The 22,018-nt window shown below is 61.5% G+C and carries 16 protein-coding genes; 6 read left to right on the forward strand and 10 right to left on the reverse strand.

Going from position 1 to position 22,018, the window contains the following annotated elements:
- Nucleotides 1-36 precede the first annotated feature (36 nt).
- Together AB9N64_RS13610 and AB9N64_RS13615 are read right to left on the reverse strand one after the other, a co-directional pair.
- On the reverse strand, nucleotides 37-354 hold the full coding sequence (locus AB9N64_RS13610; RefSeq protein ID WP_003194269.1) for a hypothetical protein: 318 nt from the start codon (nucleotides 352-354) through the stop codon (nucleotides 37-39).
- Nucleotides 355-668: 314 nt separating this feature from the next.
- Nucleotides 669-3,107, reverse strand: coding sequence for a Lon protease family protein (locus AB9N64_RS13615; RefSeq protein WP_014719999.1), 2,439 nt, complete (start codon nucleotides 3,105-3,107; stop codon nucleotides 669-671).
- Nucleotides 3,108-3,370: 263 nt separating this feature from the next.
- Between AB9N64_RS13615 and AB9N64_RS13620 the strand changes: the two genes are divergently transcribed.
- The 4 genes from AB9N64_RS13620 to AB9N64_RS13635 all read left to right on the forward strand — a co-directional run bounded on the left by AB9N64_RS13620 (nucleotide 3,371) and on the right by AB9N64_RS13635 (nucleotide 6,928).
- Nucleotides 3,371-3,859: a DUF3015 domain-containing protein gene (locus AB9N64_RS13620; protein WP_003194274.1), complete on the forward strand. Its 489-nt coding sequence runs from the start codon at nucleotides 3,371-3,373 to the stop codon at nucleotides 3,857-3,859.
- A gap of 92 nt (nucleotides 3,860-3,951) precedes the next feature.
- Complete coding sequence (locus AB9N64_RS13625) at nucleotides 3,952-5,805, forward strand: DUF4105 domain-containing protein (RefSeq protein ID WP_044483463.1); 1,854 nt, start codon at nucleotides 3,952-3,954, stop codon at nucleotides 5,803-5,805.
- A 197-nt stretch (nucleotides 5,806-6,002) separates the two neighbouring features.
- Nucleotides 6,003-6,359 carry a hypothetical protein gene (locus AB9N64_RS13630; RefSeq protein WP_014720001.1) on the forward strand — a complete coding sequence of 119 codons (357 nt, stop codon included), beginning with the start codon at nucleotides 6,003-6,005 and terminating at the stop codon, nucleotides 6,357-6,359.
- A gap of 71 nt (nucleotides 6,360-6,430) precedes the next feature.
- On the forward strand, nucleotides 6,431-6,928 hold the full coding sequence (locus AB9N64_RS13635; protein WP_014720002.1) for a GreA/GreB family elongation factor: 498 nt from the start codon (nucleotides 6,431-6,433) through the stop codon (nucleotides 6,926-6,928).
- Here the strand turns inward: AB9N64_RS13635 and gdhA are convergent.
- The 7 genes from gdhA to AB9N64_RS13670 all read right to left on the reverse strand — a co-directional run bounded on the left by gdhA (nucleotide 6,925) and on the right by AB9N64_RS13670 (nucleotide 14,993).
- Nucleotides 6,925-8,262, reverse strand: coding sequence for an NADP-specific glutamate dehydrogenase (gene gdhA, locus AB9N64_RS13640; protein WP_323555542.1), 1,338 nt, complete (start codon nucleotides 8,260-8,262; stop codon nucleotides 6,925-6,927). The genes AB9N64_RS13635 and gdhA overlap by 4 nt on opposite strands.
- A gap of 350 nt (nucleotides 8,263-8,612) precedes the next feature.
- Nucleotides 8,613-9,503 (reverse strand): phosphoenolpyruvate mutase, encoded by an 891-nt coding sequence (gene aepX / locus AB9N64_RS13645; protein ID WP_371360368.1) that lies wholly within the window; start codon nucleotides 9,501-9,503, stop codon nucleotides 8,613-8,615.
- 48 nt (nucleotides 9,504-9,551) lie between these two features.
- Complete coding sequence (locus AB9N64_RS13650; protein WP_073452133.1) at nucleotides 9,552-10,397, reverse strand: hypothetical protein; 846 nt, start codon at nucleotides 10,395-10,397, stop codon at nucleotides 9,552-9,554.
- A gap of 24 nt (nucleotides 10,398-10,421) precedes the next feature.
- Nucleotides 10,422-11,651, reverse strand: coding sequence for a pyridoxal phosphate-dependent aminotransferase (locus AB9N64_RS13655; RefSeq protein WP_130175001.1), 1,230 nt, complete (start codon nucleotides 11,649-11,651; stop codon nucleotides 10,422-10,424).
- A gap of 39 nt (nucleotides 11,652-11,690) precedes the next feature.
- On the reverse strand, nucleotides 11,691-12,908 hold the full coding sequence (locus AB9N64_RS13660; protein ID WP_108538265.1) for an MFS transporter: 1,218 nt from the start codon (nucleotides 12,906-12,908) through the stop codon (nucleotides 11,691-11,693).
- A gap of 32 nt (nucleotides 12,909-12,940) precedes the next feature.
- The gene (locus AB9N64_RS13665; RefSeq protein ID WP_044483466.1) at nucleotides 12,941-13,765 is read right to left on the reverse strand and encodes a hypothetical protein; all 825 of its coding nucleotides are present in this window, start codon (nucleotides 13,763-13,765) and stop codon (nucleotides 12,941-12,943) included.
- Between the two features lie 34 nt (nucleotides 13,766-13,799).
- The gene (locus AB9N64_RS13670; RefSeq protein WP_019818017.1) at nucleotides 13,800-14,993 is read right to left on the reverse strand and encodes an MFS transporter; all 1,194 of its coding nucleotides are present in this window, start codon (nucleotides 14,991-14,993) and stop codon (nucleotides 13,800-13,802) included.
- 95 nt (nucleotides 14,994-15,088) lie between these two features.
- Here AB9N64_RS13670 and AB9N64_RS13675 point away from each other — a divergent pair, with 95 nt between their 5' ends.
- Nucleotides 15,089-16,018: a LysR family transcriptional regulator gene (locus AB9N64_RS13675; protein ID WP_014720010.1), complete on the forward strand. Its 930-nt coding sequence runs from the start codon at nucleotides 15,089-15,091 to the stop codon at nucleotides 16,016-16,018.
- 66 nt (nucleotides 16,019-16,084) lie between these two features.
- On the opposite strand, the gene ettA is transcribed toward AB9N64_RS13675, so the two are convergent.
- Complete coding sequence (ettA, locus tag AB9N64_RS13680) at nucleotides 16,085-17,749, reverse strand: energy-dependent translational throttle protein EttA (protein ID WP_014720011.1); 1,665 nt, start codon at nucleotides 17,747-17,749, stop codon at nucleotides 16,085-16,087.
- A gap of 285 nt (nucleotides 17,750-18,034) precedes the next feature.
- On the opposite strand from ettA, the gene AB9N64_RS13685 reads away from it, so the two are divergent.
- Nucleotides 18,035-21,886, forward strand: a complete 3,852-nt coding sequence (locus AB9N64_RS13685) for a bifunctional diguanylate cyclase/phosphodiesterase (protein ID WP_014720012.1) — start codon at nucleotides 18,035-18,037, stop codon at nucleotides 21,884-21,886.
- The last annotated feature ends 132 nt before the right edge of the window (nucleotides 21,887-22,018 follow it).

A 22,018-nucleotide genomic window follows, 5' to 3' on the forward strand; every position in this document is an offset into this window, starting at 1 on the left:
GGGGCGGCGTTACCACGCGGAGCGTGGGAACGATCCTCAGAGGGCCAGCCGCTCCTGGCCGCCATTGAGTTGGCGCAGATGAGCCTGCAGGTGCAGGCACCAGATCTGCGGTTCGTCCATTTGCTCGTAGCCGTGCAAGGTCAGGCTATCGACGATGGTGCCCAGCATGCGTTCTGCCACGAAGGGCCCATGAAACGGGCCCTGGGATTTGACGGTGGAAGGCTGTTCGCCCGACATGCCGGCGGCAAATAGCAGCGTCCACATCCCGTTATCCCCGGCCAGAGGGCGAATGGAGCATTCGATACGGGTGACCAGGCCCAGGCACTGGCGAGTAAGGCAAAGGTTGCGCGACATGGCGGCGCCCCTCGGTAGATCGGTGTTCAGCCCCAGCGCACGGCGAGGCTGTTTCTATCCTGCGACTCCTGTGGATATCCCTGATTCTGAGAATAGAAGAAAAACACGACAAACCAAGGTTGTAGGGACCAACGGGCGTTGGTCCCCGAGAATGGAGTCAATTTTGTGGCACGCTAAACGCGCCCCGAAACACCACGGACCACTGTGGGAGCTGGCTTGCCTGCGATGACAGACTCATAGCCAACCTCCCAGTTGGCTGATACACCGCTATCGCAGGCAAGCCAGCTCCCACCTTGACCGAGTGATGACAGCAATCAGGTCGGCTTGGCTTCGGCCAACGCCTGCTGCGCCAGCTCCTTTTCCGCCTCCTTCAAATCTTCCTCACTGATCATCTCGGCAATCGCGCGCAGGCGCTCCACCACCCGCGCATTCACGGTGCCTTCCGGGAACTGCCCCTCGGCGTCCGGCTCACCGGCATCCTCGCCCACCAGCAGGCTCAAGGCCTCATCTGCCTGGCGCACCGCATAGATATGAAATTGCCCGGCACGCACGGCCTGCAACACCTTCTCGTCGAGCATCAGCGTGGCGACGTTGGCCTGAGGGATGATCGCACCCTGCTCACCAGTCAACCCACGGGCTTCGCAGAGGCGGAAGAAGCCTTCGATCTTCTCGTTGACCCCGCCCACCGCCTGCACTTCACCAAACTGGTTGATCGAGCCGGTAATGGCAAAACATTGCTTGAGCGGCGTCTTGGACAAGGCCGAGATCAAGGTGCATGCCTCGCCCAGGGACGCACTGTCGCCGTCCACATACCCGTAGGACTGCTCCAGGGCAATACTGGCGGAGATGGCCAACGGGAATTCCTGGGCATAGCGGCTGCCCAGGTAACCGGTGAGGATCATCACGCCCTTGGAATGAATCGGCTGGCCGAGGTTAACTTCGCGCTCGATGTCGACAATACCGCTACCACCTGGGTACACCGTGGCGGAAATCCGCGCCGGCACGCCGAATGCCGAGTCGCCGACCTCAAGTACTGTCAAGCCGTTGCACTTGCCCACAGCGGCGCCGGCAGTGTCGATCAGGATGACGCCGGCGAGCATGTCGTCGAGAATCCGCGCCGACACGCGGCCGGTGCGCGTGGCCTTGGCCTTGAGGGCGCGCTCGATATGCCCGGCATCGGTCATCTCGTCACCGGCCAGGTGGCGAATAAAGTCCGCCTCGCTGACCAACTGGAACAGGTCGCCAATACGCGCCGACAAACGGCCCTGATGTTCGGCCAGGCGTGCGCTGTAAGTCGCCAGGCGCGCGACCGCATCCGAGGTCAGCGGCGCCATACCCTCTTCCGAAGTACGGGTTTTGAGCAACTGGGCGAACTGCTCCAGGCTCTCGTCGACCATGGGGATGTCTTCGTCGAAGTCCACCAGTACGCGGAACATCTCCTGGAAGTCCGGGTCGGCGTCCTGCAAGGCGTAATACAACTGGCGCGAGCCGATGATGATCACCTTGACCTGCAAGGGAATCATCTGCGGGTTGAGGGTCACGGTGGCCAGGCGGCCGAGTTCGCCCAGGGGCGATTCCATCTTCAGTTTGCGCGATTGCAGGGAACGCTTGAGCGCATCCCACACAAAGGGTTCGCTGAGCATTTTTTCGGCTTCCAGAATCAGGAAACCGCCGTTGGCGCGGTGCAACGCACCTGGACGCAACTGGCGATAGGTGGTGTAGAGCGCGCCTTGGTCGGTGCTGTATTCGATACGGCCGAACAGGTTGTCGTAGGTCGGGTGCGGTTCAAACACCACCGGCGCGCCACCGTTGACCGAGTGGCCCACCACCAGGCTCGGGCAGTACTGCTCTTCGAGCAGCTTGCGCGCCTGGGCGTCGGTCTTGGCGTCGTCCACCAACTGCTCGACCACGGTTTTGAGCAGGTACACCTGCATGGCCTGCAGGTAGCCACAGACCCCGGCGTTTTCTGCGTATTTTTCCGACAAGGGCGCCAGCAAAGGCTGCAGGGCCAGGGTGATGGTTTCTTCGTTGAACTGGCGCAGCTGGTTGTTGGACTCACGCTTCCACTGCGGCAGGCTGGCCAGCTCTTCGTTGAGGCGCTCTTCCAGCTCGGAGATATCGGTGTGGAAGCGCTCGCGATCGGCTTCCGGCAGTTGCGAAAACTCGGCTTCGTCCAGCGCCTTGCCGTCGAGCATCGGCGTAAAGGCGATATTGGAGCTGTCGCGGTACAGCGCCACGTCTTTTTCCAGGGCCAGGCGCTCGATCACGTCCAGCGCTTTGTCGTAGCGCTGGTTGAACGCCCGGTCGATGGCGCTTTTACGCTGTTGATAAGTCGGGTGCTCGAACACCGCCGGGAAGGTGGCGACCAGGTTGTCGACCAGGCCGTTGATATCGGCAATAAACGCCGCGGCGGCGCCACCTGGCAATTCCAGGGCGCGGGGCTCGCGGGGCTCATCGAAATTATTCACATAAACCCAGTCCGCCGGGGTTTGCAGGCGCTTGCCTTCGGCTTTCAGGTAGCGTTTGACGAACGAAAAGCGGCCGGTGCCCGGCTCGCCCATGACAAACACGTTGTAACCGGGGCGTGGCATGGCCACGCCGAACTGCAAGGCTTCAACCGCACGTTCCTGGCCAAGCACACCGCGAAAGGGCTCCAAATCATTGGTGGTCGAGAAGCTGAACTGTTCAGCGGAGAAAGGGCGAGTCAGCGCTTCGGGCGCTAGACGCAAGCTGGCAGCAACAGGATCAGGCATCGGGCTTCCTTACATCAGGCGGGGCAGATGGGGCATTCTGGCTCCCGGTTGAGCGCTCTGGCAAGGCGCGCTTTCGGGAAAGCATAGCCACCGCACGCGTCCTGCAAAAAAATCGCCCGCCACTGAATGTTTATAAAAAAACACGGAACCCTAGGAACGTGCCTAAACTCCAAACTGCGCGGGTTGGACTAATAACTGGCCCCTAGGGTGCGTTGAGCACCTGAACCCTTGTCCATTGGTTTGCACACAAAGAGAACAAAGCTATGAAACGGATCCTTCTTGGTACTCTCTTCACCGTCGTCTCCCTCAATGCAATGGCAGAAGCACCAGGTGGCCCGAACTGCGGTTGGGGCAACATGTTGTTCGAAGGCCAGCGCGGTACTCCGGCCCACTTCCTCGCCTCCACCACCAACGGTACTTCGGGTAACGCCACCTTCGGCATGACCTCGGGCACCAACGGTTGCAGCACCAACAGCGCCCTGACCTACGGCGGCAAGTCCTGGATTGCCATGAATGGCATGATGAACGAGCTGTCCGAAGACATGGCCAAAGGCAACGGCGAAGCGCTGACCACCTACGCGGTGGTACTGGGTGTTGCGCCGGAAGATCGCGATCACTTCGCGGCCGTGACCCACGAGCACTTCCAGCAGATCTTCAGCAAGGCTGACGTGACCGCTGACGACGTGCACAACAACACCATTGCTGTACTGAAAAGCGATGCCCGTCTGGCGAAATACGCAACCCAGGCTTAAGCTCGACCTGCCCGCGCCTTTCGAGGCGCGGGTTTTATTTTTTCGACCCGCCCACCTTGGGTCTTTTTTTCCGTCCGACTTAAGTAGCCCCCATGCTCAAACGCCTCGCTTGCCTGGCTCTCTTCGCCTGCGCCCCGCTGCATGCGGCACCGCACCTCGACGATCAACGTTTGCAGCAACTGGCCAATGATCCGTTCTGGCTGTCGCTGGGGCACTACGAAGCCGGCAAGATCAGTGGCTGGCGCAGCTATGTCAGCGACAAGAAATTCTTCATCGCTCCCGATGGCGCACACCATCCGGACGCCGAACTCAAGGCTACCGTTGATGCGCTGTACGCACCGGCCAGCCTGGGTGAAAAGCACGCCCAATGCGTCTACCCCGCACGCACCCGCTGGCTCAAGGCGCAGTTGCAACTGAACGACCTGCCCGCCCTGGAGTGCAAAGAGTTCACCCAGTGGTTCAAGGATGTCGCGCCCCATAGTGCGGTGATGATCTTCCCGGCAGCCTACCTCAACAGCCCGTCGTCGATGTTCGGCCACACCCTGCTGCGCATCGACCAGGCCGACGTGCAAAGCAACAACACCGCGCTGCTCAGCTATGCGATCAACTTCGGCGCCTATATCGAAGGCTCCGACAACAGCATCCTCTATGCCTGGAAGGGCTTGATGGGCGGTTATCCGGGCCTGTTCGCCTTGGTGCCCTATCAGGAGAAACTCTCGGAATACCGCAGCCTCGAAAACCGCGATTTGTGGGAATACCGCTTGAATCTCACCGAGGTCGAGACCAAGCGTATGGTCGAGCACGTGTGGGAGCTCAAGCAGATCCAGTTCGATTACTTCTTCTTCGACGAAAACTGCTCCTACCGCCTGCTCGAACTGCTGCAAGTGGCCCGCCCTGGCCTGCGTTTGACTGAGCAATTCCCACTCACCGCGATCCCTACCGACACGGTCAAAGCGGTAAAAGATGCAGGGCTGGTGGAGAAGATCGACTATCGCCCCTCCCGTGAACGTGAACTGCTGGAACGCGCCAAGCCACTCGATAGCGATGAGCAACAGTGGGTGCTGAAAATCAGCGACGACCAAAAGCAACTGCAGGAACCGGCATTCAAAGCACTGCCCCGCGAGCGCCAGGCACTGATCGTGGATGCTGCTTACCGCCTGGGCCGCTACCGCGCCAATGGCCTGGAGCGCGACGCGACACGCTCCCAGCGCAGCTTCGAACTGCTGCGCGCGATCAACCAGAACCCGGCACCAGACCTGAAAATCACCCCGCCTGGCCTGCCGGAAAACGGCCACGAATCGCGCACCTGGCAAGCCGGCATCGGCACCCGTGGCGACAAAGCCTTCGGTGAATACGGCCTGCGCATGGCCTACCACGACCTCAACGACAATGCCGAAGGCTTCCCCTTGGGCGCGCAGATCGAAATCCTGCAAATGAAATTGCGCCAGTACGAGGGCAATCACTGGCAGCTCCAGCAACTGGACCTGGCCACCATCCGCTCGCTGACGCCACGCAATGCGCTGCTGCAGCCTTGGTCGTGGCAAGTCACCGGCGGCCTGGAGCGGGTGCCGGGCAAACACGACGACGAAACCCTGGTCGCCCACGTCAACGGCGGCGCGGGCGGCACCTGGCAACTCTCCGACGACATGCTCGGCTTCGCCCTCGGCACCGTGCGCGTGGAGCACAACAACGACTTCAGCGAAGCCATCTCCCCGGCCGCTGGCTTCAACACCGGCGTGCTGTGGAAAAACCCGTTGGGCAACCTGAGCCTGGAAGCCAAGGGCGATTTCTTCACCAACGGCGAAGTGCGGCGCAGCATCAGCCTCAACCAGCAGTGGGAACTGTCGCGCAACCTGGGCCTGCGCCTGAGTGCCCAGCGTGAGTACAGCCACCTGTCCACACCGGTAAATGAAGTGATGCTTGAGGTGAAGTGGTACCACTACTGATTAATGAGTGCGGGCTTGCTCGCGATATACGGTATATCAGCCAAGGTTCAAGTGACTGACGCACCGCCATCGCAGGCAAGCCAGCTCCCACAGGTTTTATACTCGGCCCACAACTTTCTGACCTGCCTTTCACACCGCCCCAACAAATCCCCTTCTAGACTTCCCTTATCAGCCGTAAAACGGCCAGGGAGTACGCCATGTGGCGGTATGCGGTCATGCTGTGCGCGGTGGTGGGGTTGTCGGGTTGCCAGTCAACCCATCAGGAATTGCTGGCCAAAGGTTATCCACCCGCCTTCGTCGATGGTTTTGATGACGGTTGCAGCAGCGGTCGCCAGGCCGCTGGGGTGATTACCGGGGCGTTTCGCAAGAATGTGCCACGCTACCTCAAAGACCGGCCATACGCCGAAGGCTGGGAAGATGGGTTTCGTCAGTGCAAGGCCATGCGCGAGAGCCAGGAACTGCGCGATTACGAGGAAAACCGCAGGGACGACCGCGAACACGATTGGCAGCAGGAAAAAGATCGTGACGCCGCCAAAGCCTATCGCTCACGCTGATCGTTCCCACGCGGAGCGTGGGAACGATCAGCCCGCGAACGTGGCCCAACTTCCATAGGAAGGAGAACGCCATGAGCCGAGCTTTTGTAAATGAAGATAACGCGGCGGCCCAGGCTGATCAGCCGGTGGAGCGTCAGGTCAGCGCGCAACCTAACCGCCTGACCGCGCAAGGGTTGGCGCAATTGCAGGCCAAGGTGGCGCAGTTGCAAGGGGAGCACAGCGACGAAGCCGCCAAGGGTGAGCAGGCCGATAAACAGCGCCAGGCGGATCTTGAGCGGGACCTGCGCTACTTCAACCAACGAGTGCAGAGCGCCCAGGTAGTCGCGCCGGCCACGTCCACCGACAAGGTGCAGATCGGCAGTTGGGTCACGTTCGCCAACGAGCAGGACGAACAGCAGCGCATCCAGTTGGTCGGTGAAGACCAGGCCGATGCCAACGCAGGCTTGATCAACTGGGGCTCGCCCCTGGGCCGTGCTTTGTTGGGCGCCCAGGTGGGCGACGAGGTGCTGTGGCAGCGCCCCGTCGGCGATCAGTTGATCGAAGTGTTACGCGTCGAACCCGAGATTTAAACGATGCCTTGGGCCAGCATCGCGTCAGCCACTTTCACGAAGCCTGCGATGTTGGCGCCCTTGACGTAGTTGATACGGCCGTTTTCTTCACCGTAATGCACGCAGGCATGGTGGATCGACTGCATGATGTTGTGCAGCTTGCTGTCCACCTCCCCGGCGGTCCACAGCAGGCGCATGGCGTTCTGCGACATTTCCAGACCGCTCACCGCCACACCACCGGCATTGGACGCCTTGCCCGGTGCAAACAGAATGCCCGCGTCGATAAAGATATCCACAGCCTCCAACGTGGTCGGCATGTTCGCGCCTTCGGCCACGCAGAGGCAGCCGTTGCGCAGCAAGGTGCGCGCTGCTTCGGCATCAAGTTCGTTCTGGGTAGCGCAAGGCAGCGCGATATCGCAGGCCAGTTCCCACGGCGCCTGGCCTTTGCGGAACTCCAGGCCGAAACGTGTGGCCAGCTCACTGATACGCCCGCGCTGTACGTTTTTCAGCTCCAGCAGGGCCGACCATTGTTCTTCGGTCAACCCGCTTTCGGCGTACAGGGTGCCTTCGGAGTCCGACAGGGAAATCACCTTGCCGCCCAGGTCCATGACCTTGCGCGCCGCGTACTGCGCCACGTTGCCAGAGCCGGACACCGCCACACGCTTGCCTTCGACACGCTGGCCTTGGCGCTTGAGCATTTCCTCGGCGAAATACACGCAGCCAAAACCGGTGGCTTCAGGGCGGATCAGGCTACCGCCATAGGTCATGCCCTTGCCAGTCAGCACCGAGGTGAATTGATTGCTCAGACGTTTGTACTGGCCGAACAGGAAGCCGATTTCCCGCGCGCCTACACCGATATCACCGGCCGGTACGTCCACGTCCGCACCGATGTGGCGGTACAGCTCGCTCATGAAGGCCTGGCAGAAGCGCATCACTTCGGCGTCGCTCTTGCCCTTGGGGTCGAAGTCCGAGCCGCCTTTGCCGCCGCCCATGGGCAGCGAGGTCAGGGAGTTCTTGAAGGTCTGTTCGAAGGCGAGGAATTTCAGCACACCCAGGTTGACCGAAGGGTGGAAGCGCAAGCCACCTTTGTAGGGCCCAATGGCGCTGTTCATCTGGATACGGAAACCGCGATTGACCTGGACCTTGCCGTGGTCATCCACCCACGACACCCGGAACGTGATCGCGCGCTCTGGCTCGCAGATGCGCTCCAGGATGCCCGAGTTCAGATAGTGCGGGTTGGCTTCAAGAAAGGGCCACAGGCTGCGCAGGACTTCTTCTACAGCCTGGTGGAATTCCGGTTGGTCCGGGTCGCGTTTCTTGAGGCGGGCAAGGAAGGAATCGACGGATTCGGTCATGAACAGTCTCGGCAAATTGATTGTTGTTAAACGGAGATTGAGCCGGACTTTATCAATTCGTTTCGCACCGTGACAGGGCAAAATGTCGCTTTTGTGAAATTAAATGGTGCAATAAGTATAAATAACCCGCGCTTTCTGCCCTTAAATGGGGATTTCACTCTGAATTTCGCACCAACAGGTAGGCCGCCATCGCAGGCAAGCCAGCTCCCACATGACCGGTGTACTCGATCAAATGTGGGAGCTGGCTTGCCTGCGAAAGCGGTGGTTCAGCTCAAGATTCAGTGGCTGACACACCGCCTTCGCGAGCAAGCCCGCTCCCACAGCATTTGCCCACAGACTCGCGCAGGGCACTAGCGCGTGCCCGGCACCAGGTCGAGTATCTCGTCGATGCCCAGGCAACGTGGCTCCAGTTCCAGCGTCCTGCCATTGGCGAGTATGCCGACGGCAGTATCGCGCATGGCCAGGTAGGCACTGCGCAACATGTGATTGGCATAAATCACCGCGTTGAAACCTACTCGCTCCAGCACCTCGAACTTCAGGTGAACATAGCTGGTCGGCACACAAATCAGCGGTACCCTGGGCCGCTGCAGGCGAAACTGCCGGGCGAATTCCAGAATTTCCAGGCCATCCTGCTTGCGGCTGTGGATCATGATGCCATCCGCCCCCGCCTCCACATACGCCAGGCACCGCGCCATCGCCTCTTCCATGCCGCGATCCAGAATCAAGCTTTCACACCGGGCAATCATCATCAGCCCTGAGCCGGTGCGACTCGTGCACCCGGCCTGGAGCTTGGCGCAAAAGGCCTCGATGGACTCCTGCGCCTGATCGACCTCGATGCCCAAGAGTGAATTCTTCTTCAGGCCGCATTTGTCTTCGATCACCACCGCCGAGACGCCTGCGCGCTCCAGCATCTTGATATGAATCGCGAAATGTTCGGCCTTACCGCCGGTATCGGCATCGAATATCAGCGGCAGCGAGCACACATCGAATATTTCGCGAATCCCCGGCAATCGGTTACTGGGCGAAAGGATTTCGATGTCGGGTAACCCGCGCTGGGTCGAGTCGGTCAGCGAACTCGACCAGATGGCGTCGTACCCCACCGTATGCCCTGGGCTGATTTCCAGCCTGGCGCGCTGCGCGAGCAACGCCGATATCGGGCTATGGGCTTCGAGTACACGCAGGCAACGGTTGCTATCCAACAGCGCCGACAGAGGGCGTCGGCGCGCTTCGGTATCCATCATAGGGTTCAGGCTCCTTATCAGCGGCACAACAAGGGTTATCGGACAGCCTCAATCCCAGGCGGGCTGTTCGCACTTGAGCACCGACGCCATCTTTTGCAGATGTTCGCAGGCCCTGGCCACGTACTCCCTGGAGAGCCGCGCGATACGCGCGTAATCCACGGCCTGCCCGGTGGCGCTGGCATACAGCCGCAACGCCTCAGCGGCATGCTTGAAGTGGCGTGCTTCCACGCTGCCGCAATGCACGCTGAGAAAACTTGCGACGCGGCTGGCCTCACCGGCGCTGTAGCCCCGTACATCGCGCAACCACTGCTTCCATAGCGGGGTCATCAGGTTGTATTCGCCGGTATTGAACAACTCCGTCATGGCCATCATTTCCAGCGCTTCGATGAGTTGCGGCGCCAATGGGCGTTTTTTCCCCACCCAACCGGAGAACTCTTTGGTAATCGGGTTGAGGAATTTGTCTTGCAGGCGCCAATCATCGGAGCCGCAGATGGCCGAAGCCATGCGGTAATACAGCTTGGAATGGTGCGGATGCCCATGCATTTCACCCAGCCCGATGTCCTCGACAATGATCTCCCCACAATGGGCCGCCGCTTCGAGCATTTTCAACCGGGCGTCATCCGTCAACGATGCCGACTCCTGGAGGATGCGCACGATGACGCTCGAGACGGCATGGGCGGCGCCGTCCGGGCTACGCCAGCCACAGAAGAACGTACACAGTGACGACTCGCTCCAATTACTGGAGGTCATGTCGACATAGGTCTCGCAGTACGTGTCCAGCGCGGCGGTTTGACTGTTGAAACCGCTGAGCAGGGCCTGGGCCAGATGTCCGTCCTCGACATCCACCAGCGCCTGGTTCACGTACCCGATCAATTGGCGGCTCAGATTTTCCACGGCTCATATCCTTTTAAGGTGGGGTTAATGCGCAACGATTTCTGACATGAAACGACTAAAGCGTGTGAGGCCCTCAATCAGCGCTTCACGCTCAACGGCGTAGGAGATACGGATGCTGTTGCCGTCACCACAACCAGAGCCGGGCACTACCGCGATATGGGCCTCGGTCAATAACAGATCGGCCAAGTGGTCGACGTCACGAATAACGGTGCCCAGGTAGCGGCCCCCCAACTTGCGGGACACATCGATAAACAGATAGAACGCCCCTTCTGGCGGGGCGCACCGAATGCCGTCGACATGCCCCAGGCAGGTGCAGGCCGCGAGCAATTGCTGGTCGAGGAAGGCATTGACCTGGCGGGTAAAGTGCGGCGCGTCCGCCATCAGGCTGCCGAGCGCGGCATATTGGGACAGGCTGCTGGGGTTGGACGTCGTATGCCCTTGCAGGTTGTGCATGGCGGCGATGACTGGGGCGGGCGCGCACGCATACCCTACCCGCCAGCCGGTGACCGCGTGGCTCTTGGAAAACGAATCGACCAGTACCGTCTGATGTTTAAGCGGCGCAAACAGCGACACGATGTTGTGATGTTCATGGGGCGCGCGCACCAGTTTGCGGTAACACTCGTCGAACACCACCCAAAGCCTGTGTGCGAAGGCGAGCCGGGCAATACCCAGCAGTTCTTCGCGCTGATAAACCGTGCCCGTCGGATTGTTCGGGGTGTTGATCACAATCATCCGGGTGCGCGGGGTCAGGGCCTTCTGGACCGCTGCGCAGGTGAGGCGATAGTCATCCGCAGCCGTGTCGACATAGACGGGAACGCCACCGGCCAGTTGGATCTGGGTGGGGAAGGTTTCCCAGTACGGCACCGCGACGATGACTTCATCCCCCGGATTGAGCAGCACCATTGCGGCGTTATACAGCGCCTGCTTGGCACCGGCGGTCACCGCTATTTCATCGGCGGCGTAATTCACCCCGCAGCGCTGAGTGACCTGCTGCGCCAGCGCGTGGCGAAGCTGGGGCAGGCCGATGGGCGGCGTGTAGCGGTTGCGGGCAGTGGCGAGCGCATCGGCCGCGGCGGCTTTCATGATCGGGCAGGCATCGAAGGACAATTCGCCCGCGGCAAAGTTGACCACGTTGACGCCGGCTTCTTTCAAGGCATTGGCTTTACTGCGCATGCTGGATGTGCCGGGTGCGCTAAGACGTTGCGCACGCTGGGACAACGGCAATGACACGGCAGACGGTTCACTGTTATTCATTGTTATACCTGCCAGAACACGTTGGAACGTTCGTTCGCCCTACCGGGCTTGGGCCTCCAGCCCTTGCTGAACCCGCCAGGACAGCGGCAAGGTCAGCAACAGGGTGGCGGCCAGCAACAGGACGGCCATGGGCACACCGGTGGCATCCCCAAGGCTGCCGAACAGCACCGGCGCCAAGGCGCCGCCACCGATGGTGCCGGTGTAGAACACGGCGAACGCCTGGTCGCGCCTGCCCGGCCCTGCCAGGTCCGGGACTGCGCCGTACAGCACCGACGACGTGCCGTTCAGCGCCAGCCCCAGCAGCGGCAACATCACCATCAAGCCGGCGTAGGGCAAGTACACCGCCATGACGATCAACACGGCCGTGGTGAACTCCGTGGCCCATACCGTTTTCATCATGCCGATGCGCGCACCGAGGTAACCGCACAACAATTTGCCGAAGGCGCCCCCCACGAACAGCATGGTCAGCGCCAGGCCGATGCCCGCAGGCCCGGCGCCCTTGGCCTTGAGCAAAAACGGCAGAAACGTGAGGAAACCCATGCGCACGGCGCTGTCCAGCGTGCCGGTCACGATCAGCGCACGCAGGCCGCTCGCAGAGCCGGCGCCGCCGCCCGTACGGGTGGCTTTCAGCGGCGCCGCCGTCGCCTCGGTGCGTGCCGGGATCAGCCACCACAACAGGCCTGCCGCCAGCAGCCCGAGTACACCCAGCAGGGTGACACTGGCGCGCCAACTGATGACCGCCAGCAACAGGCCGATCAGCCCCGGGATCAGGGTCTTGCCGATATCGCCGCTGAAGTTGTACTGCGACAGCGCTTGTTTGACGCCCCCGCCGGCCTCGTGCGTATCGGTGATCAACGACGAGGCCAGCGGGTGCTGCGTACTCGCGCCGAGCCCGCCCAGCAGCAGCGCCAATAACAACACGCCCAGCCCACCGGCCTGGCCGGCCAGCAGGTAGGCCAGGCCCGCCAACGCCGTGCCACCTACCAGCAAGCGTTCACGCCCCCAGCGCGCGGCAGCCCGGCTGGCCAGTAACTGAAAACCGGCCATCATGCCCGCATAGGCACCGCGCAACAGGCCGATCTGGGCGTAGCTGAGGCCGAACTGCGCTTGCCAGATCGGCAACAGCACATAAATCACATCGGTCAGCCCGTCGTGCACGGCATGCGCGCCGCAGCCGGCCACCAGAGCGCGGCGACGCACGCTGACCGGGTCAGGCGGCGACAACGATGGCGTTGCGGTCTGCTTCAGGGTGTTCATCTGGGTCAGAGGCTCTCAGGCAAAACGCCGGGTTAACCCAGCAACTGCGCACAGTCGCTCATCACACTGGCTTTACGCTGCAGGTATTGGGCAAAAATCTCGCGTGCCGTGGCGGGGTCCACTTCAATCTGCATGGCAGTGGTGAACTCATTCACCGCCGCCACCGCATGGGCGAAATGGTTGCTCTCAGTACCGCCGGTGTGCACCGTGACCCAGGCCACCGTCGCACGGGATTTCTCCGGCGGCACGCCCATGTCCCGCACGAACCACTGCGAGTACAACGGGTGGATGAATTCCACTTCGCCATGGGTGTACACCTCGTGGATCAACGTGGTCAGCAACCCCTGCAGCAGGTCGCGATCACGCAGGCGGCGGGTGTCGGTCCAGTCCTTGAACGCCTGTGCCGAGGGCAGGCAATTGTCCTTCAATATCCACTGGTCATCACCGCACAGCGCGGTGGCCATGGTGTAGAACAGGTCTGCGTGCAAGGTGTTGCCCAACGCGCCCAGATCTTCATCGGTGATGCGTTGCAGGCTGCCGCAGGCGCGGTACAACTGCGCGGCGGCGGCGGAGCCTTCATCGGAGCGCGCCAGCAAGGTAATGCGGTTGGCCAGACCGGACACACTGGCTGCCGAATTATTGGTCTTGGACCAACTGGCGAAGAACTTGCGCAGTACCGCCGGCGAATGCCGACGCGAGGTGAGTCGCGCAAAAGCGTCTTCGATATCCACCAGCGCGTCTTCCTGAGCCCAGAAGGCTTCGAACAGCGCGTGACGCAAGGCACCGGCCGGCATGTCGTTCAATACCGGTTCGATGAGCTTCAACAACTGGCTGCGCTTGATCACGGTGTTAGTCATGTTCACCTCTCATAGTCCTTTATTGGATGAAAAATCAGGCTGGTTTGCCGCGCTGTCCGGCGATCAGGGCCTGGGGCTTTACCGGTTTCCAGCCCAGCAGGGCAATCGCCAGCGACAACAGCTGAAAACCTGCGACCAACGCCACGCAGCCCGGCCAGCCCCATTGATTCCAGAGCATGGCCGGGGCCACGGCGCCGGCGCTGCCGCCCAGGTAATAACCGGTCAGGTACAGCCCCACGGCTCCGGACTTGTCCGGGCCCGCCGTGGTGGCGATATACGCATTGGCGGATGCCTGTGCCAGGAATACGCCGGTGGAGCTCAGGGCCAGCCCCAGCACGATCAGCCACAGGGACGGCAACAATGTCAGCGCCGAGCCACAGATGCCGAGCGCCACAGCGCCGGTCAGTAACTGCGATTGTGGTCGCGATTTGCTCAAGCGCCCCGCAACAGGAATGACCACCAGCGCCAGCAGGAACACCGCATACAAAGTGCCCAAGGCTGCAGCGCCCAGGTTGAACGGGGCCTGGCTGAGATACAGCCCGGCATAGGTAAAGGTTGCGACTTGGGAGAACAGCACGCAGAAACCGACGCCATAGGCCGCCAGCAAGGGTTTGCGCAGGAGCCGGCGCACCCCGTGCATGCCCACGGCCGCAACGCCGGGCCGCGCCACCGGATTGGCCGGCAACAGCCACACAATCAGCAGGCCGACCAGCAGGCTGATCACCGCCAACAGTTCGAAGGCTTCGCGCCAGCCCACATATTGGGTCATGACACCCGAAACAAAGCGCCCGGCAAACCCACCGAGCACCGTCCCCGCGACGTACAAACTGGTGATCTCGGTGACCGTGGCCGCACGCCAGCGATCACCGATATAAGCCACGCTGGTGGCGAACACCACTGGGATCAACATCCCTTCGACAAAACGCCACACCAGCAGCTCGGCAAAACTGTCCACATAGGCCGTCAGCAGCGTCGGTAGCGCCAGCAGCAATGCGGCCACGGCAATCACCGTGCGCTGCTCGAAACGGCCGGTCAGGCGCCCGACAAACGGCGCGGTCACCGCCACCGCCAGCGTGGTCACCGTAATGCTCCACCCTGCCTGTCGGGCACTCACCTGGAAGCTTTCGGCAAACGCAGGCAGGATGCTCTGTGTCGCATAGAGATTCAGAAACGCCGCACAGCCACACAGGAACACGGCGAAGCGGGCGTGATGCATGCGCGGGTTCATGTGGCCTCTCGTCTTATAGTCGAGGATGTTTATAGAATACCCAGCGCAGGGAACACCAATACCGAATTCGGACCGATCAATACCCAGGAAACAGAATGCTTGATCTACGCAAGTTACGGTACTTCCTGACGGTCGCCGAAGAGCTGCACTTCGGCCGTGCGGCCCAGCGCCTGCACCTTGCCCAGCCGCCCCTGACGCGGCAGATTTCGGCCCTGGAAACCGAGCTTGGCTTTCGCCTGTTCGACCGCACCAGTCGCACGGTCACACTGACCGCCCAAGGCCAGCACTTTTTGCCGTATGCCCGCGCAGCGCTGGAGCACGCCAGGCTTGCGCAAGACATCGCCGCCAAGCTGGCTGCCGGCTCGACCGGCCAACTGGTCGTAGGCTATGCCAGCTCGATCGCGTTGTCGGAACTCTTCAGCCAAACCCTGCAAGCCTTCGCCCAGCGTTTTCCCGATGTGCAACTGACCCTGGTGGAAAGCGCTTCCGGTAGCCTGCACACGCACGTACTGGACGGGCGCATCGACGTCGGCATGAGCCGCCTGCTGCCGGAGGCCGGGCAAACCGGTGTCGAGGCTTTGTCCTTGGGGCAAGAACCGTTGGTGGCGGCGCTTTGCAGCGACAACCCGCTGGCGGACCAGGACGAAGTCACCCTCGCCCAGCTCAGTGAGTACCCGTTGATTCTGTTCCCCAGCGACTACGGTTCGGGCCTCAACGGCTCCATCGAGCACCTGTATCAACGCCGCGGCCTGGCGCTGCGCCCGGGCCCTGCGGGGCGCCAGATCACCTCGATCATCGCCCTGGTGGCGGCAGGCCAAGGTGTCTCGCTCGTGCCCCAGTGCACCCGCACCCTGGCCAGGGAAGGCGTGGTCTACCGCCCCTTGGCAGACCCCGAAGCCTGGGTACACCTGCTGATACTCACGCGCTCACCGTCACGCTCATTGTTGGTCGAGGCGTTTATGGGGGTGGTCGAAGAATTGCTGCGCAGCCGCCCAACGCTGGCGCCCACGACGCTTCCGGCATAACGCGGGCAAAAAAATACCCCTGCGTGAGGGGTATTTTTTCAACAGGCTGTAGCGGCTATTGCAGCATCAGGCCAGCTTTTTGTGGCGTACGCGGTGCGGCTGGGCAGCGGCCTCACCCAAGCGCTTCTTGCGGTCGGCTTCGTACTCGGTGTAGTTGCCTTCGAAGAACACCGCCTGGGAGTCATCTTCGTACGCCAGGATGTGGGTCGCGACGCGGTCAAGGAACCACCGATCGTGAGAGATCACAATGGCGGCGCCCGGGAAGTCCAACAGGGCTTCTTCCAGGGAACGCAGGGTTTCAACGTCGAGGTCGTTGGACGGTTCGTCGAGCAGCAACACGTTGCCGCCCTCTTTCAGGGTCAGGGCCAGGTGCAAGCGACCGCGCTCACCACCGGACAGGTCCTTGACGAACTTCTGCTGGTCGCCGCCCTTGAAGTTGAAACGGCCGACGTAGGTGCGCGACGGGATTTCATAGTTGCCGATACGGATCTGGTCGGAACCGTCGGAGATCTGCTGGAACACAGTCTTGCTGCCGTCGAGGTCGTCGCGGCTCTGGTCCACACAGGCCAGTTGCACGGTGTCACCGATCTCGATGCTGCCGGAGTCCGGGGTTTCCTTGCCCATCAGCATGCGGAACAGTGTGGATTTACCCGCACCGTTACCACCAATAACGCCGACGATCGCGCCTTTTGGCATGGCGAACGACAGGTTGTCGATCAGCACGCGGTCGCCATAGCCTTTGGTCACGTTCTTGAACTCGATGACCTTGTCACCCAGGCGCGGACCGGCCGGGATGTAGATCTCGTTGGTTTCGCTGCGCTTCTGGAATTCCTGCGACTGCATTTCTTCAAAGCGTTGCAGACGGGCCTTGGATTTGGACTGGCGGGCCTTGGCGCCTTTGCGCACCCACTCCAGTTCTTCCTTCATGGCTTTTTCGTGGGCCGATTGCTGCTTGGATTCGGCGGCCAGACGGTCGGACTTGGCTTCCAGCCAACCGGAGTAGTTGCCCTCGTAAGGGATACCGGCGCCGCGGTCGAGCTCCAGGATCCAGCCGGCGACGTTGTCCAGGAAGTAACGGTCGTGCGTGATCGCAACCACGGTGCCCGGGAAATCGTGCAGAAAGTGCTCCAGCCAGGCGACGGAATCGGCGTCCAGGTGGTTGGTCGGTTCGTCGAGCAGCAGCATGTCAGGGGCCGACAGCAGCAGGCGGCACAGGGCCACACGACGCTTCTCACCACCGGACAGGTGCTCGACCTTGGCGTCCCAGGCTGGCAGGCGCAGCGCATCGGCGGCGACTTCCAGTTGGCGCTCCAGGTTGTGGCCATCGCCCGCCTGCAGGATCGCTTCGAGCTTGGCCTGTTCGGCAGCCAGCTTGTCGAAGTCGGCATCCGGTTCGGCGTAGGCGGCGTACACCTCATCGAGGCGGGCCTGGGCGTCCTTGATCACGCTGACGGCTTCTTCGACCACTTCGCGCACGGTCTTGGTCGGGTCCAGGATCGGCTCTTGCGGCAGGTAACCGATGTTCAGGTCCGGCATCGGACGGGCTTCGCCTTCGAACTCGGTGTCGACGCCCGCCATGATTTTCAGCAGGGTGGACTTACCCGAACCGTTGAGGCCGAGCACGCCGATCTTGGCGCCTGGGAAGAAGGACAGCGAAATGTTTTTCAGGATTTCCCGCTTCGGCGGAACAACTTTTCCCAGCCGATGCATGGTGAAGACGTATTGAGCCATGGTGAACCTAGCGTCAGTGACTGATGAATTAAGCGGACGAAGCCCGTGCCAGGCCATGCGCCGCGCGGGCCTTTGACTATCATCAATGCCAGCGAGCAAAAAAAGCCTGAATGTCTGGGGCTGGAACGCCCCCGCGTAACCGGCAAAGCTACCTGAATGCGCTGGGGCAGTCCAGCCAGGCAGGACTGGCACTTTGCCACAACTCAAGGCATGCTAGCCGCCCTTCGGGCGTCCGGCTTATAGTGCACGTCGCGCGCCAGTCCAGCCAAACCGCAGGATCACAGTTTGTCCAACGTCACGCCGCCCACGCCCTTGCGCGCCGCTCATATTGCGCCGGGAGCGCCCCTGCACGGCACCTTGAAAGGCGCGTTGGCGACGCTTGTCCTGCTGTTGCTCGCCCTGTTGTTCTGGCAACTGCTGGACCAATTGCAGCAAAACCAGAAAAACCAACAGCAATACACCATCGACTACAGCGCCGACCTGGCCGAGCAGATCAGCCAGAACATGGCCCTGAGTGCACAGATCGCCCTGAACCTGTTGCCGATTGTCGAGCCGCCGCGCAATGCCGAACAGCAGCAGGCCCTGATGCGCACGCTGCAGCGCTCATTACCGGACCTGCGCAGCTTCGCCCTGCTCGCCCCCAGCGGCGCACTGATCAGCGACACTGCCGAAGGCAGCCAAGACAGTGCCCTGCTCGAAGACCTGGTCAAGCGCAGTCACGCCCAGTCCTACTACCTGAGCAATGATAATGACGGCACGGTCATCTATCTGTTGCTGCACCAACCCAGCGGTGGCTCCAAGGTGTACTGGGCCTTGCGCCTGGCGCCCAATTATCTGGCCAACCTCACACGCCAGGATGTCCAGGGCCAGCGCCCGATGTGGGCAATCGAGAACAGCCTGAACCATCGTGTGGTCAGCCGTGACAGCGGCATGCCGGCGCAGTGGTCCGGCGCCCTGACACCGGATGAATTGAACCGCAGCGTGCTGGTCACGCCGTTGAGCAAAAGCGATTGGCAACTGCGCGGCATGTTTGACCGCAGCGCGGTATTGGAACAACTACTGCCCGCCTTTATCGGCAAGTGCCTGCTGGGCCTGGCGTTCTCGCTAATCCCGGTGATCGTGCTGCTCAACATGCGCCGCCGCCAACGCCAGGTGAACGAAGGCCGGCGACGCTACCAGGACATCTTCGAAGGCACCGGCGTCGCGTTGTGCGTGTTGGACCTGTCGGGGCTCAAGGCGTTTTGCAACAAGACCCAGGTGCAAAGCCGTGAGCAGTTGCACGCCTGGTTGCAAGCCAACCCCACGGAGCGCAAGCAACTGCTCAAGGAGTTGCGCGTCACCGAGGTCAACCAGATGGCCGTGCGCCTGCTCAACGTCGCGTCCTGCGAGCAGGCGTGGGAACGCCTGATCGATGACTGCCCGCGCAATGCCACGTCCATCGGCTATCAGGTGCTGGAAGCCGTACTGACCCGGCAAAAACAGCTGGAGCTGGAAATCCAGCTCAACGACGTGGCCGGCAACGAACAGTACCTGTGGCTGGTGATGCGTTTGCCCGAGCAGCAGGATGACGTCAAGGCCGTGATTCTCAGCATCAGCGACATCACCAGCCGCAAGCTGATCGAGTTGTCGCTGGTGGAGCGTGAAAGCTTCTGGTCGGATGTGGTGCGCACCGTGCCCGACCACCTGTATGTGCAAGACGTGATCAGCCAGCGCATGATTTTCAGCAACCATCATTTGGGTCACACCCTGGGCTACAACAAAGCCGAACTGCAGCAAATGGGTGAGTACTTCTGGGAAATCCTGCTGCACCCCGAAGACGCCGAGCACTACCATGACGCGCGCCAACAACAACGCCAGGTCGGCTATACGACCCAATTGCACTGCCAACTGCGCTTTCGTCACCGCAATAACCAGTGGCGCCGCTTCGATATCCGCGAACAGGCCCTGGCCCGCGATACGTCTACGGTGGTCACCCGGATCATCGGCGTGGCCAAGGACATTACCGACCAGATCGAGGCCAGTGAATCGCTGCGCGACAGTGAACAGCGCTACCGGATGCTGGCCGAAAGCATCAGCGACGTGATCTGCTCCACCGACAGCCAACTGGCCCTCAACTACATCAGCCCCTCGGTCAACACCGTCCTGGGCTATGACGTGGACTGGGTGTTCAAGAACGGCTGGCAGTCGATCGTTGCCAACCCTCAGCAGTTGACCGGCATTTACAGCCTGATGGAACAGGTCAGCCGCGCCCTCGGCAACCCCGACGCCTTGAACACCTTGCGCGATGAACTGCAGACCCAACTGTTTCTGTTCGACTGCCTGCGCGCCGACGGGCGCAAGGTGCCGATAGAACTGCGCCTGGTGCTGGTGTGGGATGAACATGGCGCGTTTGAAGGCATCCTCGGCGTGGGCCGCGATATCAGCCAGCAACGCCGCGCCGAAAAAGACCTGCGCATGGCGGCCACGGTATTCGAGCATTCCACCTCGGCGATCCTGATCACCGACCCGGCCGGTTATATCGTGCAAGCCAACGAGGCGTTCAGCCGGGTCAGCGGCTATGCGGTGAGCGATGTGCTCGACCAGTTGCCCAATATGCTCACCGTCGATGAGCAGCAGGAAGCCCATCTGCGTTATGTGCTCAAGCAATTGCACCAGCACAGCACCTGGGAAGGCGAGGTGTGGCTCAAGCGTCTCAATGGCGAGCATTACCCGGCCTGGGTGGGCATTACCGCGGTGTTCGACGACGAAGGCGACCTGGCCAGTTACGTGTGTTTCTTCAGCGATATCAGCGAGCGCAAGGCCAGTGAGCAGCGCATCCACCGCCTGGCCTACTATGACGCCCTGACCCACCTGCCCAACCGCACGCTGTTCCAGGACCGCCTGCACACCGCGTTGCAGTCCGCCGAACGGCAGAAGTCGTGGGTGGTGCTGATGTTCCTCGACCTCGACCGTTTCAAGCCGATCAACGACTCCCTCGGCCACGCGGCCGGCGACCGGATGCTCAAGGAAATGGCCACGCGCCTGCTCGGCTGCGTGGCCGAGGACGACACCGTGGCGCGCATGGGCGGCGACGAATTCACCTTGCTCCTGCAACCACGGGTCAGCCGCGACATGGCGCTGAACCGCGCCATTCATGTGGCCGAGCAGATCCTCGCCAGCCTGGTCAAACCTTTTGTGCTGGAGGGCCGCGAATTCTTCGTGACCGCCAGTATCGGCATCGCCCTGAGCCCGCAAGACGGCAACGAGCTGAGCCAATTGATGAAAAACGCCGACACGGCGATGTATCACGCTAAAGAGCGCGGCAAGAACAACTTCCAGTTCTACCAGGCCGACATGAACGCCAGCGCCCTGGAGCGCCTGGAACTGGAAAGCGACCTGCGCCACGCCTTGGACCAGAACGAATTCGTGCTCTATTACCAGCCGCAATTCAGCGGCGACGGCAAACGCCTGACCGGCGCCGAAGCCCTGCTGCGCTGGCGCCACCCGCGCCGTGGCCTGGTACCGCCCGGGGACTTTATCCCGGTGCTGGAAGAGCTCGGGCTGGTGGTGGATGTGGGCGACTGGGTGATCGGCGAAGCCTGTCGCCAGCTCAAGACCTGGCACCAGAACAAGGTGCGAGTCCCTAAAGTCTCGGTAAACATCTCGGCGCGGCAGTTCTCCGACGGCCAACTGGGCACGCGTATCGCCACCATTCTCAAGGACACCGGCCTGCCGCCGGCGTGCCTGGAGCTGGAACTGACCGAAAGTATCCTGATGCGTGAAGTCAACGAAGCCCTGCAGATCCTCGCCAGCCTGAAAAACCTGGGCTTGAGCATCGCGGTGGATGACTTTGGCACCGGCTATTCGTCGCTCAACTACCTCAAGCAATTCCCCATCGATGTGCTGAAGATCGACCGCACCTTCGTCGACGGCCTGCCCTCGGGTGAGCAGGACGCACAGATTGCCCGGGCGATCATTGCCATGGCCCACAGCCTGAACCTGGCGGTGATTGCCGAAGGGGTGGAAACCCATGAGCAGTTGGACTTCCTGCGTGAGCATGGCTGTGATGAGGTGCAGGGTTACCTGTTCGGGCGGCCAATGCCGGCGAATCGGTTTGAGGTGCAGTTCAGTAATGATGCGCTGTTCATGTTTGACTGAAAGTGCCGTCCCTGATCGTTCCCACGCTCCGCGTGGGAACGCAATTCTGGACGCTCTGCGTCCGCTTTTAAATGTGACGCAGAGCGCCACGGGATGCATTCCCACGCAGAGCGTGGGAACGATCAGGGGCTG

Source organism: Pseudomonas sp. KT_2_4, assembly GCF_041410225.1.
In the GTDB taxonomy this organism is placed as follows: Bacteria; Pseudomonadota; Gammaproteobacteria; order Pseudomonadales; family Pseudomonadaceae; genus Aquipseudomonas; species Aquipseudomonas paracarnis.